At 62.2% G+C, this 18024-nt stretch carries 19 protein-coding genes, 1 tRNA gene and 1 pseudogene; 11 read left to right on the forward strand and 10 right to left on the reverse strand.

Features of this window, described 5'->3' with window-relative positions:
* The first annotated feature begins 36 nt into the window (after positions 1-36).
* From HK415_RS11055 to HK415_RS11090, 8 genes are all read left to right on the forward strand, one after another.
* A complete protein-coding gene (locus HK415_RS11055; RefSeq protein ID WP_171558969.1) occupies positions 37-345 on the forward strand; it encodes a hypothetical protein in 309 nt (102 codons plus the stop codon).
* Positions 345-518 carry a hypothetical protein gene (locus HK415_RS11060; RefSeq protein WP_171558973.1) on the forward strand — a complete coding sequence of 58 codons (174 nt, stop codon included), beginning with the start codon at positions 345-347 and terminating at the stop codon, positions 516-518. Before HK415_RS11055 ends, HK415_RS11060 begins: the two co-directional genes overlap by 1 nt.
* Positions 515-958, forward strand: a complete 444-nt coding sequence (locus tag HK415_RS11065; RefSeq protein ID WP_171558976.1) for a hypothetical protein — start codon at positions 515-517, stop codon at positions 956-958. The genes HK415_RS11060 and HK415_RS11065 overlap by 4 nt, the downstream gene beginning before the upstream one ends.
* A 154-nt stretch (positions 959-1112) precedes the next feature.
* Positions 1113-1844 carry a hypothetical protein gene (locus tag HK415_RS11070; protein WP_171558979.1) on the forward strand — a complete coding sequence of 244 codons (732 nt, stop codon included), beginning with the start codon at positions 1113-1115 and terminating at the stop codon, positions 1842-1844.
* Positions 1841-3049 (forward strand): hypothetical protein, encoded by a 1209-nt coding sequence (locus HK415_RS11075; RefSeq protein WP_171558982.1) that lies wholly within the window; start codon positions 1841-1843, stop codon positions 3047-3049. Before HK415_RS11070 ends, HK415_RS11075 begins: the two co-directional genes overlap by 4 nt.
* A 467-nt stretch (positions 3050-3516) precedes the next feature.
* Positions 3517-3900 (forward strand): hypothetical protein, encoded by a 384-nt coding sequence (locus HK415_RS11080; RefSeq protein WP_171558986.1) that lies wholly within the window; start codon positions 3517-3519, stop codon positions 3898-3900.
* A gap of 375 nt (positions 3901-4275) precedes the next feature.
* Positions 4276-4590, forward strand: a complete 315-nt coding sequence (locus HK415_RS11085) for a GNAT family N-acetyltransferase (RefSeq protein WP_171558989.1) — start codon at positions 4276-4278, stop codon at positions 4588-4590.
* 343 nt (positions 4591-4933) lie between these two features.
* Complete coding sequence (locus HK415_RS11090; protein ID WP_171558993.1) at positions 4934-5182, forward strand: hypothetical protein; 249 nt, start codon at positions 4934-4936, stop codon at positions 5180-5182.
* A gap of 189 nt (positions 5183-5371) precedes the next feature.
* Here HK415_RS11090 and HK415_RS11095 read toward each other — a convergent pair whose 3' ends face one another.
* The 6 genes from HK415_RS11095 to HK415_RS11120 all read right to left on the reverse strand — a co-directional run bounded on the left by HK415_RS11095 (position 5372) and on the right by HK415_RS11120 (position 10360).
* Entirely contained in the window at positions 5372-5671 is a 300-nt protein-coding gene (locus tag HK415_RS11095) for a hypothetical protein (RefSeq protein ID WP_171558997.1), read from the reverse strand.
* A 382-nt stretch (positions 5672-6053) separates the two neighbouring features.
* Positions 6054-6785: a DUF3037 domain-containing protein gene (locus tag HK415_RS11100; protein ID WP_171559000.1), complete on the reverse strand. Its 732-nt coding sequence runs from the start codon at positions 6783-6785 to the stop codon at positions 6054-6056.
* Positions 6782-7600 (reverse strand): hypothetical protein, encoded by an 819-nt coding sequence (locus tag HK415_RS11105; protein WP_171559003.1) that lies wholly within the window; start codon positions 7598-7600, stop codon positions 6782-6784. The genes HK415_RS11100 and HK415_RS11105 overlap by 4 nt, the downstream gene beginning before the upstream one ends.
* 61 nt (positions 7601-7661) lie before the next feature.
* Positions 7662-7964 (reverse strand): hypothetical protein, encoded by a 303-nt coding sequence (locus HK415_RS11110; protein WP_171559007.1) that lies wholly within the window; start codon positions 7962-7964, stop codon positions 7662-7664.
* Positions 7965-8492: 528 nt separating this feature from the next.
* Positions 8493-8852 carry a hypothetical protein gene (locus HK415_RS11115; RefSeq protein WP_171559010.1) on the reverse strand — a complete coding sequence of 120 codons (360 nt, stop codon included), beginning with the start codon at positions 8850-8852 and terminating at the stop codon, positions 8493-8495.
* Between the two features lie 269 nt (positions 8853-9121).
* A complete protein-coding gene (locus HK415_RS11120) occupies positions 9122-10360 on the reverse strand; it encodes a DUF4268 domain-containing protein (RefSeq protein WP_171559013.1) in 1239 nt (412 codons plus the stop codon).
* A 371-nt stretch (positions 10361-10731) separates the two neighbouring features.
* Here HK415_RS11120 and HK415_RS11125 point away from each other — a divergent pair, with 371 nt between their 5' ends.
* Positions 10732-11286 carry a GIY-YIG nuclease family protein gene (locus HK415_RS11125; protein WP_171559016.1) on the forward strand — a complete coding sequence of 185 codons (555 nt, stop codon included), beginning with the start codon at positions 10732-10734 and terminating at the stop codon, positions 11284-11286.
* Between the two features lie 72 nt (positions 11287-11358).
* On the opposite strand, the gene HK415_RS11130 is transcribed toward HK415_RS11125, so the two are convergent.
* The 4 genes from HK415_RS11130 to HK415_RS11145 form a co-directional block, all read right to left on the reverse strand.
* On the reverse strand, positions 11359-12294 hold the full coding sequence (locus tag HK415_RS11130) for a DUF5655 domain-containing protein (RefSeq protein WP_171559019.1): 936 nt from the start codon (positions 12292-12294) through the stop codon (positions 11359-11361).
* Positions 12295-12367: 73 nt separating this feature from the next.
* Entirely contained in the window at positions 12368-13123 is a 756-nt protein-coding gene (locus HK415_RS11135) for an HNH endonuclease (protein ID WP_216369769.1), read from the reverse strand.
* A gap of 1051 nt (positions 13124-14174) precedes the next feature.
* Positions 14175-16097, reverse strand: coding sequence for a site-specific integrase (locus tag HK415_RS11140; protein WP_171559027.1), 1923 nt, complete (start codon positions 16095-16097; stop codon positions 14175-14177).
* A gap of 84 nt (positions 16098-16181) precedes the next feature.
* Positions 16182-16255: transfer RNA gene (locus tag HK415_RS11145), tRNA-Gly, on the reverse strand.
* Between the two features lie 81 nt (positions 16256-16336).
* Here HK415_RS11145 and HK415_RS11150 point away from each other — a divergent pair.
* Positions 16337-17137, forward strand: a complete 801-nt coding sequence (locus HK415_RS11150) for a FadR/GntR family transcriptional regulator (RefSeq protein WP_171559032.1) — start codon at positions 16337-16339, stop codon at positions 17135-17137.
* Positions 17134-17964, forward strand: a pseudogene (locus HK415_RS24975) (NAD(P)-dependent oxidoreductase); the annotation flags it as partial. The gene HK415_RS11150 and the pseudogene HK415_RS24975, both read left to right, overlap by 4 nt.
* Positions 17965-18024: the final 60 nt, after the last annotated feature.

The raw sequence follows: 18024 nt of genomic DNA on the forward strand, positions 1-18024 counted from the left end.
GCAGTGTGCGTGGGCAGTAACAGGAGAAATTGGCAAATGGATTCCATCAATGCCGGCGACGCCGGTCCCATCAACCTGTCCGACCTGACCTTCAGGGCGAAGATCGACTTCGTGACCGTCCGCACGCCGGGGAAGGTGCAGCTGCGCAAGCTGCTCGGCAAGCCGCGGTGGGCTCGGAGTGAGCACTACAAGAAGCTCACCATCCACGATGCTGCCCCTGAAGACGTCCGGGTCCTCGTGCAGGACTTGGCCAACCCCGCATCGCCGAACTGGAAATCGCCGTCGACATCAGCTACAAGCCCGCTGTTTCGGCAAAGCAGCGCGGTGCGGTCATCGATGCGCTGATGGTGCACCTGATCGCCAAGGGGCTGCGGCCGAAGGTAGAAGACAAGGAGTTCAAGTTCCGCGGCGTCTTCGAGGGCGGTCGCACTTGCTTCACCCTTCGCCCGTTCAACCGCGTGCTTCCGTCCCCGCGCGGCCAGCAACTGCACGGCCGGCGCCACGACCCCTCCAGGTGAAGGGATACGGCAAGAGGATCGATCAGGGTGCGGACCTCCATCCCTCGCAATGGGTCGCGCGCACCGAGGCCAGGCTGTCCGCGAGCGGCCTGGAGTCCCGCGGGCTGGAGAGGCTCTCGGATCTCACCGATTTCCGGTTTCGCAAGGTCCTCATGCCGTACTTCAGCCTCGTCCGCGGCGCCAAGCTGCGCGTGCTGAAGTCGGACGCCGACCGTCCCATGCTGGCGATGCTGAAGACGAAGCAGCAGGAGTATGTCGATGCCGAGTGGGCCCGGGTCGGGGTCGGATGCGCCCTGCGGGGCGGCAAGTACGAGGGCTACAAGCTCCGGTTCCTGAGCCACACCGCCGTGAACAACCGTATTGGCCAGGCGCTGTTGCGGCTTGAACAGCGTATGGACGCGGAATTCGTGCGCGACAGGCCCGACGGCGTCCAGGAATAGTCAGTCCTGACAACGCTTTAGGGCACTTCCGACACAGTGCCCTATTACTTACTTACTTAGATCCTTGTCCATGCACGAGAGGCACTGGCTACTCATGCCTGACTGTGCCCCGTGGATGGCATCTCCCTTTCAAGACAACCGGACGAACACGAACATGACCGACAACTACACGGCGCCTGCCCTGTCCTTCGATGGGGAGGAGATTCTGACGCTCGAGTTCGAGGACGAGATTCTGCGAAGCAACGAACATCCCGTCGACGAAGCTACGGCAACCGAGCCCCTGGACGAGGCGGTGGTGCCGTTCGAGGACGAGATCACCCTCGTCACTGAGGTAGCCCGGAACGAGGGACAGGCAACCGAGAGACCCGAAGTCACGCTCCAGCCCGGGGTGTTCAGCGGCCAGTTCGTGACCGGCGACGAACCCGTGCTGGACGAAACCCCTGATGCCGCCGCCGGAACTGAGGTTGCCGACCCCGCCGGAACCACGGAAGCCGTGGTACCTAGGCAGATCATCGAGCCCATCGAGGTTGTGGAACGGCCGGGGTCCGAGAAAACCGATGAAACCGAGCAGTCGAACACCTCCACCGGCTTCGATGACGGGCGGATCATTCTGCGCCACCAGGGCTCCGACATCCGGCGCACCCGGTCCATCGTGCTTACCAGCCTGGCCAACACCGGCAAGGTATTCGAACAGGGCGGCTCGATGGTCACCTTGAAGACCGACTCGGTGACTGGCGAAGTAACGCCCGGCGCGCTCAACTCTGCGCAGCTGGTGCTGGCCGTCGACGAGGCGGTGGCTTGGGAGCGCTTCGATTCCCGGAAGCAGGAGTTCGTTCGGACCGCGCCCCGGAGTCGTTCTGCGGCGCCCTGCTGCGCACGGACGTGACGGGCGCACTGCCCGCGCTCGCCGGCGTCGTGCAGCAGCCCTTCATGCGCCCGGACGGGACCATCTGTACCACGCCCGGCTACGACCCCGCCACCCGCCTCTACGGGTCGTTTGGCGCCCCCAACGGGTCCCGGGCGGAGGACCCTACGCGAGATGACGCCGAGGCCGCTCTGGCCCGTCTGGACGCGCTGCTCGAGGAATTCCACTTCGTCGATGCAGTAGACCGTGCGGCCGCGCTCTCCGCGATGCTCACCGCGGCGGTTCGCCCCGGACTGCCCACGGCGCCCATGTTCGTTGTTCGTGCCCACGTCCCCGGGTCGGGCAAGAGCTACCTGTGTGAGCTGATCTCGGCAATTGCGTCGCCGCGCCGTGCTGCGCCCCTCGCCTTCCCGGGCAGCGACGACGAGTGCGAGAAGGTGCTGCTGGCCCAGTTCCGTCGCGGTTCCGCCGTGATCGAGTTCGACAACGTGACCCGCGACCTGCAGCCCTATAAGACGCTGTGCACTGCGCTCACCAGCGAGCGGATCAGCGGCCGGGTGCGCTGGGCGTCGAGGATCATCGAGTTGAGCACCCGGTCGCTCATGCTGGCGAACGGCAACAACGTCGACCCCGTGGGCGACCTCGCCCGCAGGTGCATCACCGTCAGGCTGGACGTGCTCACTGAGCGGCCGGCGGAGCGCTCCTTCAACGAACCCAACTTGCTGGAGGTGGTGCGGCAGCACCGCGGCGAGTATGTGGCCGCGGCCCTGACGGTGGTGCGCGCCTGGCTGGTTGCCGGCATGCCCAAGACGGAATGCCCTGAGCAGGGCTCCTTCAACCGCTGGTCTGACTGGTGTCGTCACCCGCTGCTGTGGCTGGGGAAGCCCGATCCGGTTGGCAGCATGAGGGTGGCCCACCAGGAGGACCCCGGGCGCGTCCTGCTCGGACGCCTGCTCACCATCTTGCATGGCCGGGCAGGGAGCGGACCGGTGATGGCGCGGGACCTCGTGGGTTGGGCGGCCGATGAGCACCCGGGTGCGGATGACGAACAGAGCCTGGGGGAGATCCTGGACGAGATCGCTGGAGACCGGGGTGGCGCGATCAACCGCCGGCGCCTGGGTAGGTGGTTGAAGGCTCAGACGGGCCACATCGTCGGTGGTCTCCGGCTGCAGCGTTACCCGCGCCGCATGAACGCAGAGACCTGGCACGTCGTGGCTGCGGTTTAGTCGGTTCTGCGGCGGACTCGGCGGCGATCACGCCGCCGAACTCGAGCAGCGTTCCGCATACGGCTGAAGGCCCTGATCTATAGGAGCCGCCCCTGGGGGAGGCGCTCAAGATTGAAGGGGTTCTTGGTCAAAAAAGGGCAGGATTCTGGCAAACGGCCGATTTGGTCAAGAACAGTGCAAAAACAGGTCAAGAAGAACGCAAGTTCAATGACTTCTCTGACGAGGGGATGCCAGACCGGTGTCCCGCGGCGGTAATCCGAATGCGGTCGCGAAAGCTCGCACCCTGACCCGTAGGTCGGGTCCACACTGCTGCTCGCCGCGGCCCCAAGACCGCCGCGCGGACGAAGGCAAGTAGCGCGGTGGCCTGCTCCACACCGTAGCCAAGTGCGATTGCCTGCTGGTCGCGCGAGGTTCCATGACTATAAAGAGTTCATCGATTCTTCAATAACCCGGGAACCAAGATGAACATGAAAGAGAACCTGGCGACGCTGCTCACCACCCAGCAAGCTGCACTGAAGCTCACCGACAAGGAGCTGGCCGAAGCGCTCGGCTACAGCAATGAGCGGCTGATTGCCATGATCAAGGCGGGCACGATGAACCTCCCGGTCAACAAGGTCCCGGCGCTTGCCAAGGCACTGCAGTTGGACAGCTTCGAGCTGCTGCGAACGGTGCTCTCCGAGACTGCACCGGAGCTCTGGAATGCCATCGAAAGCATCGCAGTCCCTCTCGGTGCTCTGCACCCGACCGAGGTCAACCTTCTGCGGCACCTGCGCGTCCTGCGGGCCGGGCGCGAAGCAAGCCCCATCGTGTTCGATGGGAAGGGCGTGATCGCCCTGATCGCGGTGGAGTGACATGGTCATGCCCCTCGACCCTACTGAAATCGTCGGACCGCTGTATCTCTCCGGTCGCGAGATCCAGCATCTCTTCCCCCGCTGCTGGCTCAGTGGAGCTCTGAACGGTGATGAAGTGCAGGAAGCCTGTGACGTTGTGCTTCGCGGCGGGCCACCCAACACGCAGGCGGTTATCGGCGTCGGCTGGACGCCACTACGAACGGCCCGTTTCATCAAGGACTGCACTCGGACACTGGCAAGGCCCGAGAGCTGGGGTCACAACCCTAATACTTGGGTCATGTCCCTTCACCGGATCGATAGGCCTTGTGCGGATATGCCGCTCGGTTTCATCGGTTTCCGTCCTGAGCTGTCGTTCGACCGGATGCAGGAGCCTTCTTGCAGTTCGATCTCAACCTGGACTTGGTCTGGGTGCTTCCCGCCCTGCGCGGGCAAGGCTATGGTCTACACCTCGTCGCACACCTCGTGCGGTACTTCGACACTAACCAGGTCCCGGAAAGCCACTTCGGCAACACGCTGGAAGGGATCAAGGTACGCATTACCAGACCGCCCGCATCTGGCTGCGTCTGGACTGCCAAGAAGCTCGCAGACTCATTTGATCAGCACAGATGCCTGGCCCAGATGGGGCAGACTTCTGCCCGCCCACCAGTCAGCTGGCCAGTTCTCGAGGTCAGCGTGCACGACGACGATTGACACCTTGGCTCGAGGCGGCCGGCTTGGTCAAGCAAGGTTCCTGAGTGAATCCTTGTGACAGACGGTGCGACCCGGCTTGGCGGCGCACCATCGACCCTGGCAATGCGCTGGTCACCATAGCCAAGCAGATCGCGGATTCCGCGGCTTTGCGGGACGCTACGATGCGTTCCAGGTGCCGGTCCACGAACGGCGAGCGGGAAGGATTTGCTGTGTCTTCCATGCCCCCATGGTGTCCCACGGTTCCCTAGACCAATATGACGGACGCCCAGCGACTCTGTTATTGGGGCTCTGATTCCCTGTGCAAGAATTCGCTTGCGCACCATCGCGCGAATAGAGAAGACCCATGAAGAAACTCGTCACCCTCGCCTTGATTGCGTTCGCTTCTTCCTTTGTCCATGCCGCGGACTCGGCCTGCGTAGCTGCTGCCAAGGAGAAAAAGCTGGCCGGAGCCGCCCAGAAGTCCTTCGTGAAGAAGTGCGAAACAGACGCGAACGCTAAGTGCGAGCTGACCGCTGACGAAAAGAAGCTCAAGGGCGCTGCGAAGACCAGCAACGTGAAGAAGTGCGTAAGGGAGACGGGTCCGGCCGCGTAACACCGGCGTGGCCTAAGCTGAAGTCCTGCGAAGCATTGACGAGCTGAAAGGACGCAACGTCGCTGCCTCCTTGGGCACGCGAGCGCCCTTCAGTCGTCCGAAGTCAGCACCACCGGCCACAGGTCGCAACAGATCGCACAAACGGCGCGAGCTTCCTCCATCGTTGCGTAAGGGCGCGACGCTTCGACGTCACGATCCTTGATCCCGCCACAGTCCGAAGTATTCAGACTTGCTGGTGATACCAGCAACAAGAGAGGCGTACTTCGCAGGAGAAGTTCCCCAGCTACTCGGCTGACGCGGCGCGTGCGGTTCTCGATCGAGCCGAGCTTGCTCCTGCATTCGGAGGACCGCAGTGCGGTTGCCCCGCTTCAGCATTCCGATGATGCGGGCCTCCGCCTCTTCGGGTCGAGCGGCAGGGTCAGATGCCCATTTTATGAACTCGCGCCACTCCAATTCATCAGGAGTAAATTTAAGGTCCTTGCCCGCCATTGATGCTCCTTGTTTGTGCCCAGACTGTAGCGAGTTCCGCCCAAGCTCCAAAGAGACACTGAACGCGCGCTGATGAATGGCCGCAGGACCAGCGGAAAAATGCGCCCAGCGGTAGCGTCGAGCGACACCCTCGCCGATCCATCCAGCCCATCGAGCGCGGCGCCGGAGGTTCTCTCATGAGGCACTGGTTCAGTAGGCCGTCTGAAAGGTAGTGACACCACCCAAGACCCGGCGGCTCCAGCCCGGATGCCCGTTGCTGGGAGCCAGCGGCAAGGTTCAAACGGCGGCTGCGCGCCCCCACTCGGCGATCTCGGCCGCGAGCTTCGCGACGTCGTCGGATTGGCCAAGGTGCAGTGTCGCCGGGCACCGGTACACCACGTTGTCAATCACGCCGTCGATTGCGAGCTGGTCCTTGCGGCTCCTGTTGCGAGGGCGGAGGACGAACAACCCGAGGGCGCGCTTCTGACGGTACCGCGCCGCACATTCCAAGTCCAACACGCTGTCCATCAGGTGGGTGCGCAGTGTGTTCGCGTTGTAGTAGGCGCTCCTGATCGTTCCGACACCATTCCGCGGCTGAAGCGGGATCACCATGGTGCGTGGGCCACGGTCGGTATTCACAATCACCTGCGGGTGTGTTCGCCAGCAGCTCGAAGTCGAGCCCGATCTGATCCTTCACGGCATTGGCGACGCGAGTTTGCGCGACGTCGTCCGGGAGCTCTTCTCGCATTGCTGGATCGCGGTGCGGCAGCGCCACCGTGACTTGGTCGGCGAAGGTGTTCTCCACCGCCTGATCCAGAGTGGAGTTGAAGTACGGCGCTGGGTCGTCAAAGACAATCTGCGCCGAGGGCGACGGGGCGCCGCGCTCCGCGGCCTCAAGCGCGGCCTGTGCGAGCATGAGCACATTGACGGACTGCTCCCCGTACAGGCACTGCAACCGCGCCGGCTCTGTCACAACCTTTGCTTTCCGCCGGCCCTTCGGGTCGACAGCGCAAACTCCCACATTGATCTGCTCGCCAGTGAATATGTCCGGCGTGCAGCGAATCACAAAAATCACGCCAGCGGGCTCCAGCCGCGCACTTGGAGGAGTCTTGAGCAGGTCAAGCCAGCTGTTCATGCAACCAACTTTAAACGCTCGCGGAACCACTCCGCAATCGGAATGCATCGCCACCAGACAGCATCCATCGCAGCAGCAGCCTCGACGGAAGAGCCACACTCCAGCGCTACGCGAAGCTCATTCTGCGTTTCGAAGAACTTGTCCGCCACGAGCTGTGCGCTCACGTAAAGCGCGCTGCGCAGCTCCGGCCTCAGAGAGTCGATAGGCACGAGATTCTCAATGAGCTTGCTTGGCGCCCACTGCTGCGCGAACCACATGTCCCCAAGCTGCCAGTTTCCGCCGCCAAGGATCTCCCCATGGTCGATGGCCACGAAGCTGCTCTTCCCCGTCAGCACCAGGTTCCCGATGTTGCGGTCCCCGTTTTTCAGCAGCTGGTCCGCGGCAATCAGAAGGGGCAAGGCCGGGCACGTGAAGAGTCGCTGGACGAGCTTTGCATGCTGCTGCGGGTCCAAGTAGTTGTAGATCTGCTTCGGCGTTCCTTCAAACGTCGGGCGCGGCTCGCAGCTGACGAAGGCCCAGGCCCAAGGCTTGGCGGGGAGTACGTCGATCGGCGCGGGCATCACAGCGACCTCAGGCTGAGGGACCCCGAGTGCAGACATCACCACGTATCCGAACACCTCGTTGAACATGCCGCGTGGCGTGTTGCCTGGAAAGTGCTTCACGTATGCGCGCATCGCAAGACCCAGCGGCGAGCGAACCTCGGCCAAGTGAGTAGCGGCGCTAACACCGCCTCCTTCCTGCCGGATTGCTCGAACGTATTGGGCCGCCGTCCACACCTGCGGGCGCTTGAGCGTCGGTGTGCTGGCGCTGGTCACCCCTGCACCCTTGCATCGATGCACATAGCCGAAAGCCTCCCCTTCACGCCGGCACCGCCGGTCAACTGTTGTGTTCAGAGTGAATCGTGCCATAGCGCCACGCCGCAAGGCTACTGTATGCTTTCACAGTATGCGGGTCAAGGTGTTGCTTCGGCGTGAAGGAGGGGCTTTCAGGCCACCCTACGGCCAAGGTCACGCCGCGACGGGCGATCTCCACCTCACCCACCGCACCGCCGACGGCCGCCGAATCCCCCTTCTCCAACTTCTCGGCGCGAATCAACAATGGCCCTCCCTTTTCGATCCTCGCCTTGTCTCTCTCTCTGCCCGCCAACTCGGATTCATCGGCTTCGAACGGCACGGCCAAGCGTGGGTGCTACAGCAGTGGGACTGCGAAGTCCTGTAGCGAAAAGGTCGTCCTTCATTCAGACGAGAGATCACCCGTTCAGGAGAGCTGGAACCTTGGTCGCGCCTGAAGAATGCGCCGGCAGCCGCCTTGGCTGCGCATGCGGGAGGACCCATGGCTGTCTTGCTCGTGACGTACGATTTGCGCAAACCCGGTCGAAACTACGAGCCCGTCTTTGCATACCTAAAGCGCTTCACGTACTGCAAGGGCATGGAGTCGGTATGGCTGCTGGACACTCCGGTTCCTACTGCCCAGATCAGAGACTCACTGAAGGCACTGGTGGACGCGAACGATCGCCTGTTTGTCGTGCGACTAGCGCGGGACTGGGCCAGCCTGAACTATGACTGCGCAGGGTGGCTAAACGACACGGCGCGCAGTTGGTAGGTATTACCTCCAGCCCCCGGACGGCAGCTGACAACCTCGTGCGATCATCCCCGCGTGGTGAGAGACAACCGTCGAGGGGACGCTCGGACTCACTTACCTGCCGCGTTATGGCTCGTCGTCCCACACGATGGCATGGGTAGAAATCACCGCCGCGATCTCTGAGGCCGAGAGTTTCTTATGCTGAAGAAGCGCTTCGGCGAGACTTACCACCTTTGGCCAGAGATTCAAGACCATAGAGTCGACCACCTTGAACAACTGTTCCGGCGAGTACTGCCCTGGAACCACACCGTCTCCAAAGACTCGCCCTAGGTGCTCGTGTAGCTCCTGTCGGTCTCTCCCCGACCTCAGGTGCTCACTGTCGGGAATATCCAGCCCTTCGGACTCGTAGAACCCTCTCTCAGCAGCCTCTCCCGCCAGCAGAACGAGCGCAGTAGCCCTGAAATGCTTCCAGTCGCCAGGCCCCATAAAATCCGGCTCGTAGGGCCGGTAACGCAAGCCGTCAAACGATTGGCCTCCGTCATCGCCAATTCGAACGCTGCTTCCGGGCGCACCTAGGGCGTGGGCAACCACTTGGTGACCAGCCTCGTGGTATGCCAAAGCACGTAGAAGATCGTCTTGAGCGTTGTCCCTGCCTGGCCGATCACGATCTGCACACCCGTCTTCCCTCAAGTCCTCACTCGGTCTCGATGTGCATCTTCGACTCGCCGCTCGTTCTAGAAATGACCGATTCAAACTCAATTGCGCCCCCTTGTGAAAGCCTCGAGGCGAGGTCTGAATACGTTCACAAACCGATTGGTCATAGTGAGTAGGTAATCTAGAGCCCGTACCCGCTCGCCCTCGGATGACCATTCCCCCAAGGGCGCTTTCACTCCCACTGAATACACCTTGCCGTTGTATGACCACGCGACGGAGTCCTCGATTGCGATCTCAATCGCCTCTTTGTCGCCTTGGAGATACTCGAACGCGCTTGCAGCGTCGGCGTACGTGCTCGCCCACGTGAGGTAAACGCCGACCACACCCGATGATCGGGCAACGTAGGCAGAAATCCAGCTCTCAGCTCCCGAAGGCGGCATGGGAAAGTAGGCATTTGTGCTTCGCGGAACCGTCTTGGGAATTGGCTGGCGTGTGTCATCCAGCTTCAGCCGCCGCATGTACTCGGCCCAAAATGACTGTAACCACCGCTGGTAATCCGTGAGCTGCGTCTGATCCAACCCTCCTTCGGTCTGTGCAGCTGCCATGAGATCACCAGCGGCAAGGTCAATCGCCAATTCCCCACCAGCACGGTCTACCGGCACGACGACGACGCGCCTCATGACCTCTGTCTTGGCGAGCACGCGGGGCTGCAACAGAACATCGCCGTCGCCTACGTCGTAGGCGGCCACCTCAATCAACCCAAATGTGAAGCGCAGACTCCCGTACCTCTCAAGAAAGGCAACCAGCGCCTCCGCCCCCGTGCGAATACCGTCGCCGACGACAAGCAGGACGATGTCTCCGGTGCGCAGGTTGTGGTTGATGCCATCTACGAATCGAGCTTCGTCCAGATCCGGATAACGCCCCCTTGCGACGTCCAGCAGGTATTTGGGGCCGCGTCCGGTAGCGCGGGCGACCTCCCGCGCAAGATCCTCATACGTCCACGTGGTGAGTTCCTTGGCGTAATCGAGAATCTGTGCGATTACTTCACGGCGGGCTTCAGGATTTCGCCAGAGTTTGGTCTCCACCAAGATGATCTGTCCCGTGCCCGTGACATACAGGATGTCGGCGGGACCGGCGACGGTGTTCAGCTCCATGCACACCGGCACAGGCTCGGAGACATTGGGAGCAATCTCGCGAAGGGGAAGCGCAAGGGGATGCTCGAACAACTGCTGCTGAAGCCACTTTTCAGAGAAAGCCGAGTGGGAGGCGGTGAGCGGAATACGAGGCAGAACGTTCGCTGCCCCGTTGCGCACTAGGATCGGGCTGGTGAAGGCGTTCAAGGCTTCGATCCTCCTTCGAGGGGTGCAAGACCTGAGCAGCGTACACAAGACTGCGCCCTGTTGTCCACAAATGTAGATTCACTTAGCATCTTCTGCATGGACGATCCGGCTCGCGAGTACAACACACATACCCGCTCTGCAGCCTGGAAACCGCTTTGCGCCCTGTTCACTGGGAAGGTCGATGAGTTCACGAGGCGTCATGCGCATCAACGGTTCTCAGAGAAGGCCCACATCGGCTTAGCCATGTGGAACTGGATGCTGCAAGAGGGATATGTCGCCCGGAACTGCTTCCGGACGCGGAGCGGATCCACTTCCGGCCCAAGAAGGAGAAGGGTGGCTTGCCTCTGTGGCGCTTGGCTTTCAAGGCTACCGTGAGGAACACCCCCGGCGTCGACGCACTTTTCGAGGGCAAACGCAAAGGACCGACTCCCCAGTACGCACGCCTATCGGATGCTGGCGTTGTTCCGGTCGACCCTGCACATGTTGTGCCGCAGCCTGAAGAACCCGTCTTGCGGTCAAATGCGGCGCCGGTTAGCCGCTACGCTGCGCGCGAAGAGTTCGTGGCCCAAGACGACGGACTGGAGTGGCTGTACATCTACAGCACCGCCCGAGAGATCGATAACTTTGTAGGCCATGGAATCGAACCACTTGTGAAAATCGGCTGCAGTCGGAACCACTACACACTGCGCATATCCCAACAGGCCGGGTCAACCGCGGCAGGAACGACTCTCGTTTGCCTGTACGCCTACAGACTTCGCAACGCTCATCAGGCCGAGTCTTCCGTGCACCACGCCCTGAAGTTGCAGGGAAAGCACGTCAAGGATGCTCCGGGTATCGAATGGTTCGAAGTCAGGCCGCAATCGGCGCACAAGCTCGTGGAGGCAATCTGCGGTAGCCTCACGCGCACGCCGAGGGACTCCAAATAGTGAGCTGCATGAGTGTTTCATCGTGCGCGATCTACTCGGTGCGAAATAAACACGGCACGTCGCCGCCCTCATTCACGCGCCAACCTGGTCGTACGCCTTCTGAATGTACGGCTTCAGCTGCTCCAGGTCTGCGTCACTCTTCACCGTAACTTCCAGATCGCCGGTTCCGAAATGACCGATGTCACGCATATCCCGTGAAATCCCAGGCGGACCTGGTTCCTTTCCTGGGTCCAGCTTCAGAAAGAACAGGATCTTTTGTTTCTGAACCTCCATGCACACGATGTTCTGAGTGGTTCGATAAGCGACGTAGAGCTTCTTCGGCGCTTCCTCAATGGCAGGGTCCAGTGTGAGGATGAATTCCTGCGCTGCGAGAGCAAGGCTCTTGATGGCGTCCGGCCTCCCATCAAGATGCTGGTCAAAAGTCCAACCTCCTTGTGCCTTCGTGAGTGCTGCCTTCTTACCGGCTTCGACCATCACTGGATTCTTGTCGCCTAGCGCTGCCTCCTGAAGGGAGACTTGACCACCACGGAATGCTTCTTCGAACAAGATTGCCTCATTTGAATATAGGCGATAGGTCCAAAGCTCTATGTTGGCACCCATGGCTTGCACGGCATGCTGATCGAACTTCTTGTACGAGGGTGCGAGACAAATGACGCGGATCTCGCTCCAGTCTATGGACGCCTTCCCGCCCAATGCCTTCTGCGCGGCGAGCTCGAAGTCTCCATGATGGTCCTTGAGCCAACTCAAGTAATACAACCCCTGGAGCACTACCTCACCTGAAGCAACCTTCTTGTATTCGATGATGACCGGATTACCGTCTTCCGAGAGACCTAAGGTGTCGATTCGGCCGGCATGAACGGCCCCAGTCTTGAATTCCGAAGCGACGAAAGAGCAGTTGAAAATCGCCTTTAGATTCTTCTCCACGAAGGACTGGAGAACCTTCTCCGAAGGGAATTCGACTTGGCTTACCGGGACAGCTTCGTGCCCCTTGATCTCGAACAGCGGCATGCACCCCTCCTATTGGAGTCATCTTCTCACACCGGATCGCTGCGGTTTCGTAGGCAACTATTCAGGCTGTCCGCTAGTCGCTGTCATCGAGTTCCTCCCGTCGCCTGGTGCTTTCGTCATAGGCAGCATTGTGCTGCTCGAGATAATGCCACTGCTCGGCGGATGGCTCCTTGGCCAGGTCGTGTAATGGTCCGAGGAGAAGGCGCTCTCCGACGGTGATTAGCGGGGAAACGCGAATCGTGCCCTCTCGGTCGAATGAGACTAGATGCTTGTCAAACAGCGCATCGAGGTTCGCGGACAACAGCAAACCGTTGTTTGGGTCAAGCCGCTGTTCGTCGGTGGCGCTCCTCCACGGCAGAACGTGCGAGGCTCGAAGAGCCTGGCGCAGGCCCAAGCCTGTTGCGGCGCAGCGATTCTTGAAAACCCTCTCCAGATCCCGTCGGAATTTGCCTTGACCGACCCGAGCCAGTACCAGCTGGTCCCGCGTCGTCGCTGGAATGTCGGCGCGGCCACGAATCTGGTCCAGATCCTGTTCGACTTCGGACGTACTCGAATCGGCATCGCCTCCGAAGATCTGTTCATCGATGCGTGCTGCCGTTGCGAGCAGCAGTTCTAAGGCAATATCCACATCGCACACCCGCAGATACCATGCATCCGGTTCCTTCCGAACGAAGAAAGCGTCCGCGTCGCATCCGTGCCGGCGGCTGAACATTTCCAAATCAAAACCGGTCGGACAAGCGTTAGCCGCTTCGGGAGTTCCAGCGGCGAATCGGTAACCCAGCACATGGCCGCTGTTCCACATTCGGTCCTTCATATAGCCGACGTACACGCCGCGCCACTCCACCCGTAGCGTCCAACGCCTCCCCGCGCGCCCTCGATCACTTGTTCCGATTGTGAAACCTTCGTTCTCAAGCAGGTTGCAGAAGGCAGCGACCTGGGGTGGGAGTGGTGTGTGTCCAGCGTAGTTTGTGAGGTCGACCATATTGGAGGAGCATACCCAAGGTAGGTCGCTAATCCATTGAGCGCCGCCACGTTCCTGGTTTCCAGCGAGCCGACGCCTTAGACGCCCATGTGGCCCACAGCCCTATTCCACCCGCAGCGCCATCTCGGCCCGCCGATTGCCCGAGGTGATGGTCGCCGTCACATCACCCTGCAAGCTATGCGCGCGATTGCCGCAGCCTCCGCATCCATCTTCGCCTGGAACTTCCCATAGTTAGAGAAGTGAAGGTGACGGTAAATGGTGACTCCCTCACCTTTGTGAATTGCGGGTAGCACATCGCTGGGCGAGCTCGCCTTCGCAACGGTCGGAAGAAACCCCCTGAGACCATCAGCTGAAGAACTCCTGATGACACGAACACATTCCTTGGCTTACCGTCAGTCAGCAGAGACTTGATTGTGTTCACGTGATACTGGGCCAGATCGTCAAGTGTCAGCTTGCTTCTCCCGGTGGTCGGCACGTGGAGCAACTCGATGAATGAGACCCTCTCGGCATCTTCGGCGGTGAGACCAATGCGAGAGAAATTCAGGTGGTATCTACGCCCGTCGCCACGGTATCCAGGCAGCAGAAACGGGTGATGGACGCCGTGCTTGCGCCAGAACGCCGGTCCATCCCGGTGGTAGTCCAGAATAGTCTCGAATGCCGGAGTCCCTTCGATGTCCGCTGCGTAATTTGCATCCAGACCCACGAAGATCAATTGGGCTTGCTTTGGCTCTGCGCCCTGGAAAGGGCGTGCCCGAAAGAGCTCGTTCAACCTTCTGCTGGGATGCTGGAGATACATGGGACGTCCGACCGTGCAGGCACATAGCATGATGCCGCAACTGGCGGGGCGAACAAAACCGGCATTCGGAGGACCCGCCCAGCGCCCTTCACGCCGCGGCTGTCACTGGCGCCGATGGCTTTTCTTCAGGCGCAAGGCGTCGCGGACGGCATCCATTCCCGCTTTGACCGAGAAACGTGCAACTGCGGGGAGTCCATAAGAGAGAGCCGCCACGTACTCCGCCAGCTTTAAGAGTTGGGCACCCTTGTCATACCTGGACTCCACCAGTGCGTTACTGCGCGAGTGTCCCATCAGGTCCGACTTAACAGGACGAGGCACGTCGGCCACACCTAAGGCGGTGGCAAAGTTGTGCCGAAAGGAATGGAAGGTCTTGCGGCCATTGCGCTCCATCTTGAGTCGGTTTCCCAGGAAGCGCTCGTTGAACCAGCTCCCCGCAGCCTTGCCATAGCCCTTGCGCTTGTCGTGCCCGCAACTCGGGAACAGTCTGACTTCGCCAGCCTCCCGCAGGGCCGCCGCGTACTGAAGCAACCCGAGCTCGATGAGGTGTTGGTGAAGTGGGACAATTCGCTCAGCGTTCACAGTCTTGAGGGATTTGTCCTCTGCGGCGTTCGCGTCGTCGTCTGCTGCCACTTTGTCATCAGCGTTCAGGTTGAAGTCCACATACCAGACGCCACCCTCCTCCACCAGATCACTCAAGTACAGCTGTGCAAGCTCGTTGAGTCGGCCGCCGGTGTAGAGTGCCAAGAGGGGCAACCAGTAGTAGTGCGGCCGGTATGAGTGGAAGCGGCCCTCAGGAGTGGGAGTGCCAGCCCCCTTTAAGAACCACTCAGCGCCGAAGATTTGGGCGAGATCAGCGTCGGAGAAGGCATCGCGCTGGTCCTGCGCCTTTGACTTACCGCCGGTGGATTTCTTCTGAATCTCCATGCCAAGGCCAATGGCGGGGTTCATCGAGAGGTGGGTCTCTTTCACCGCCCAACTGAAGACTTCGGAGATCCCATCCATGAAGCGACGATGCGAGTCCGGGGTGATCCGGGCCAGGGCATGCGTATCCGCGAGGTCAATCAGCTCGCGGAACCCAGCCTCGGGGCACTTGAATCGCCGGCGCACTGCGCCTCGGTTGCTGGGGAGCTTGCCCAGCTCGTCGGAGAATCGACGCACCAGCGGCCTCGTGATCTCCGACATCAGGGGGTCGCCCATCAGCTCTTGGAACGCCCGGCACTGATCCATCTTGCGTTCTGTTTGGTCTTCCTTCCAGTCGCCCTTCTTGCGTTTCAGGAACTCCACGACGAGGTCGGAGAAACGCATGCCCGCAGGCGCAGCCTCTGAGAGAACCGCGTTGGCAGGGGTCGCATCAGGCCTGAGCTGTGAAGCCAAGGAGTCCCGCAGACTCTCAACTGCTTCTCGTTCGACTAGCAGCTCCGAGGACGTGACGAGTTGCCCCGGCAGGTCCACAACGAAGCCACGTTCCTGCGACGGCCAAGCCAGGAACTGGCACACCCGCGCAGCACCTTCGGCTGCTTGCAGTGCCTCCTCGCGATGACGGATCCGCGCGCGACCTCCGAAGACCGTCGGGACCCCGTCTCGCGGGGGAAGAACCATCGACGCCCGCCCGAACTCGTCGTGCTCGTACTCGACGCTGTCGTAGATCGAATCGAGCGCCCAACCCTGCCAGTCCCGGGCGTCGACGTAGAACCGCGCACCGCGATCTGCAAGGCGCGCGGCCAGGTCGGCGGGAGGAGCGGCACCCAGCTCCGCCGCGGCCTTCTCCAAACCGATGAAACCGTTCCCCAGAAGGGAGATCGACCCTGCCTTGATCTTCGCCGCGTCCATAGCCTGTACCGCTTCAATCGCCCGATGCCAATGCGCCGCGATCTCCGCGGCGACGATCTTCGCCAACCGGAGGTCCCGACAGCCTGTGGAGCGGTGGATCTCGCCCTTGCCCACCGCGTGCTTCAGACGCGCCGGGACGCAGAGACGGACAAAGTAGGTGCCGCTGGCGCGGCGGTAGAGATACTGAGCACCCATTTCGTAGCCTGCTTTCGTAGCAGACATGCGAGTCGGTGCGTCGTCCCACAGAAACAGCAAGCATATCAAGCACTTGCAGAACTATGGAGCGGGCGATGGGAATCGAACCCACGTCTTGAGCTTGGGAAGCTCAGGTCCTGCCATTGAACGACGCCCGCGGGACTGGCGCGATTCTAACCGTCCGGCCCTCCGGGAATCCCCTGAGCGCCTTTTGGTCAGCCGCTGGTAAAACCACGGTCATGACAAGACCCAAGGCGCCGAACATCACCCGCGCCGGTTCCGAGCCGCAGGGCAGCGGCTTTTCCAAGGTGTTCGACTTCCTGCGCGAGCAGCTGCTGGACGGCAGCATCCGCAATGGCGACCGCCTGCTGCCCGAGCGCGAGCTGGCCCTGCAGCTGGGCGTCAGCCGGCCGATCGTGCGCGAGGCGCTGCGCGCCCTGTCGATGATGGGCGTGGTGGAGATCCGCGAGCGCGTGGGCACGGTGGTCTGCCGGCCCGACGTCTCCGTGCTGGGCGACGTGTTCGCCTTCTCGCTCGCGCAGGTGCCCGACGCGATCGACGACGTGATGCAGGCCCGCATCGCTCTGGAGTGCCAGGCGATCCGCCTGGCCTGCCAGCGCGCCACCACCGCCGACATCGAACGCATGCGCGATGCGCTGGACTCGATCGAGGCGACCGTGGACGACGCCACGCACGGCGGCCTGGCCGACTTCGATTTCCACCTGGCGCTGGTGCGCGCCAGCAAGTCCGACACGCTGATCCAGCTGTATGGCGCGATGGCCACCCTGCTGACGCGCTCGCACCGCGACCGCCGCCAGCTGGTGGGCGACCACCACGACGAGGCCATGAAGCGCACCGTGGTCGAGGACCACCGCCACCTGCTGCAGGCCGTGATCGACGGCGACGAGGACGCGGCGGACCAGGCGCTGCGCCAGCATTTCCGCATCGGCGACGACCTTCGCCGGCAGAAGGCGCTGGCGCCCAGCCGGCCGGCGGCCGCGCCCGCGCGGGCCCGCAAGACGAAAGAGACCACGCAATGACGCAGACCACCGCCGGCGCCGTCGGCTTCATCGGCATCGGCACCATGGGCCGCGAGATGGCGATCAACCTCGCCAAGGCCGGCCACCGGGTGGCCGCGTACGACGTGCGGCGCGAGGCGGCCGAGGCGCTGGCGCCCTTCGGCATCCGCGCCGCCGCGAGCGTCGCGGACGCGAGCCGCGGTGCCGACGCCGTCATCACCATGCTGCCCGACACGCCGGACGTGGAAGCCGTCGTCTACGGCGATGGCGGCCTGCTGGCCAACCCGCCCGAAGGCCGGCTGGTGATCGACATGAGCACCATCGCCCCTGGCGCGGTGCGCCGCATGCATGCCGACCTGGCGCGCGCCGGCGTCGCCTTCATCGACGCGCCGGTGTCGGGCGGCCCGGTCGGCGCGAAGAACGCCACCCTGTCGATCATGGCCGGTGGCGAAGCCGCGGCCTTCGCGCAGGCGCAGCGCTTCTTCGCCGGCATGGGCACCACCATCACGCACGTCGGCGAGAGCGGCGCGGGCCAGACCGTGAAGCTGTGCAACCAGCTGATCTGCGGCATCAACATCCAGGCGATCTGCGAAGCGCTCGCCCTGGGCCGCGCCGCGGGTGTCGACCTGCAGCAGCTGCGCAAGGTTCTGCTGGGAGGCTCCGCTGCGTCGTGGATGCTGGACAAGCTCGGGCCGCAGATGATCGAGGGCGACGCCTCCGCGGGCTTCCGCATCGACCTGATGCTGAAAGACCTGCGGCTGGTCGCGCAGCAGGCGCAGGAAACCAACGTGCCCCTGCCCGCCACCGCGCTGGTCACCACGCAATATCTGGACGCGCGCGCATGGCGAGGGCGGCAACGGCAACCAGGCGCTGTTCCGCGTGTACGACCGCATGAGCGGGCAGGTGCG

Origin of the sequence: Ramlibacter montanisoli, assembly GCF_013087525.1 — a bacterium.
GTDB classification, from domain to species: domain Bacteria; phylum Pseudomonadota; class Gammaproteobacteria; order Burkholderiales; family Burkholderiaceae_C; genus Ramlibacter; species Ramlibacter montanisoli.

Excerpts from the sequence above, each read along its gene's own strand:
- HK415_RS11080 (WP_171558986.1), top strand. The coding sequence starts at position 3,517 with ATGAAAGAGAACCTGGCGACGCTGCTCACCACCCAGCAAGCTGCACTG.
- HK415_RS11070 (WP_171558979.1), top strand. The coding sequence starts at position 1,113 with ATGACCGACAACTACACGGCGCCTGCCCTGTCCTTCGATGGGGAGGAG.
- HK415_RS11100 (WP_171559000.1), bottom strand. The coding sequence starts at position 6,785 with ATGAACAGCTGGCTTGACCTGCTCAAGACTCCTCCAAGTGCGCGGCTG.
- HK415_RS11095 (WP_171558997.1), bottom strand. The coding sequence starts at position 5,671 with ATGGCGGGCAAGGACCTTAAATTTACTCCTGATGAATTGGAGTGGCGC.
- HK415_RS11055 (WP_171558969.1), top strand. The coding sequence starts at position 37 with ATGGATTCCATCAATGCCGGCGACGCCGGTCCCATCAACCTGTCCGAC.
- HK415_RS11090 (WP_171558993.1), top strand. The coding sequence starts at position 4,934 with ATGAAGAAACTCGTCACCCTCGCCTTGATTGCGTTCGCTTCTTCCTTT.
- HK415_RS11150 (WP_171559032.1), top strand. The coding sequence starts at position 16,337 with ATGACAAGACCCAAGGCGCCGAACATCACCCGCGCCGGTTCCGAGCCG.
- HK415_RS11140 (WP_171559027.1), bottom strand. The coding sequence starts at position 16,097 with ATGGGTGCTCAGTATCTCTACCGCCGCGCCAGCGGCACCTACTTTGTC.
- HK415_RS11115 (WP_171559010.1), bottom strand. The coding sequence starts at position 8,852 with ATGGGGCCTGGCGACTGGAAGCATTTCAGGGCTACTGCGCTCGTTCTG.
- HK415_RS11130 (WP_171559019.1), bottom strand. The coding sequence starts at position 12,294 with ATGCCGCTGTTCGAGATCAAGGGGCACGAAGCTGTCCCGGTAAGCCAA.
- HK415_RS11060 (WP_171558973.1), top strand. The coding sequence starts at position 345 with ATGGTGCACCTGATCGCCAAGGGGCTGCGGCCGAAGGTAGAAGACAAG.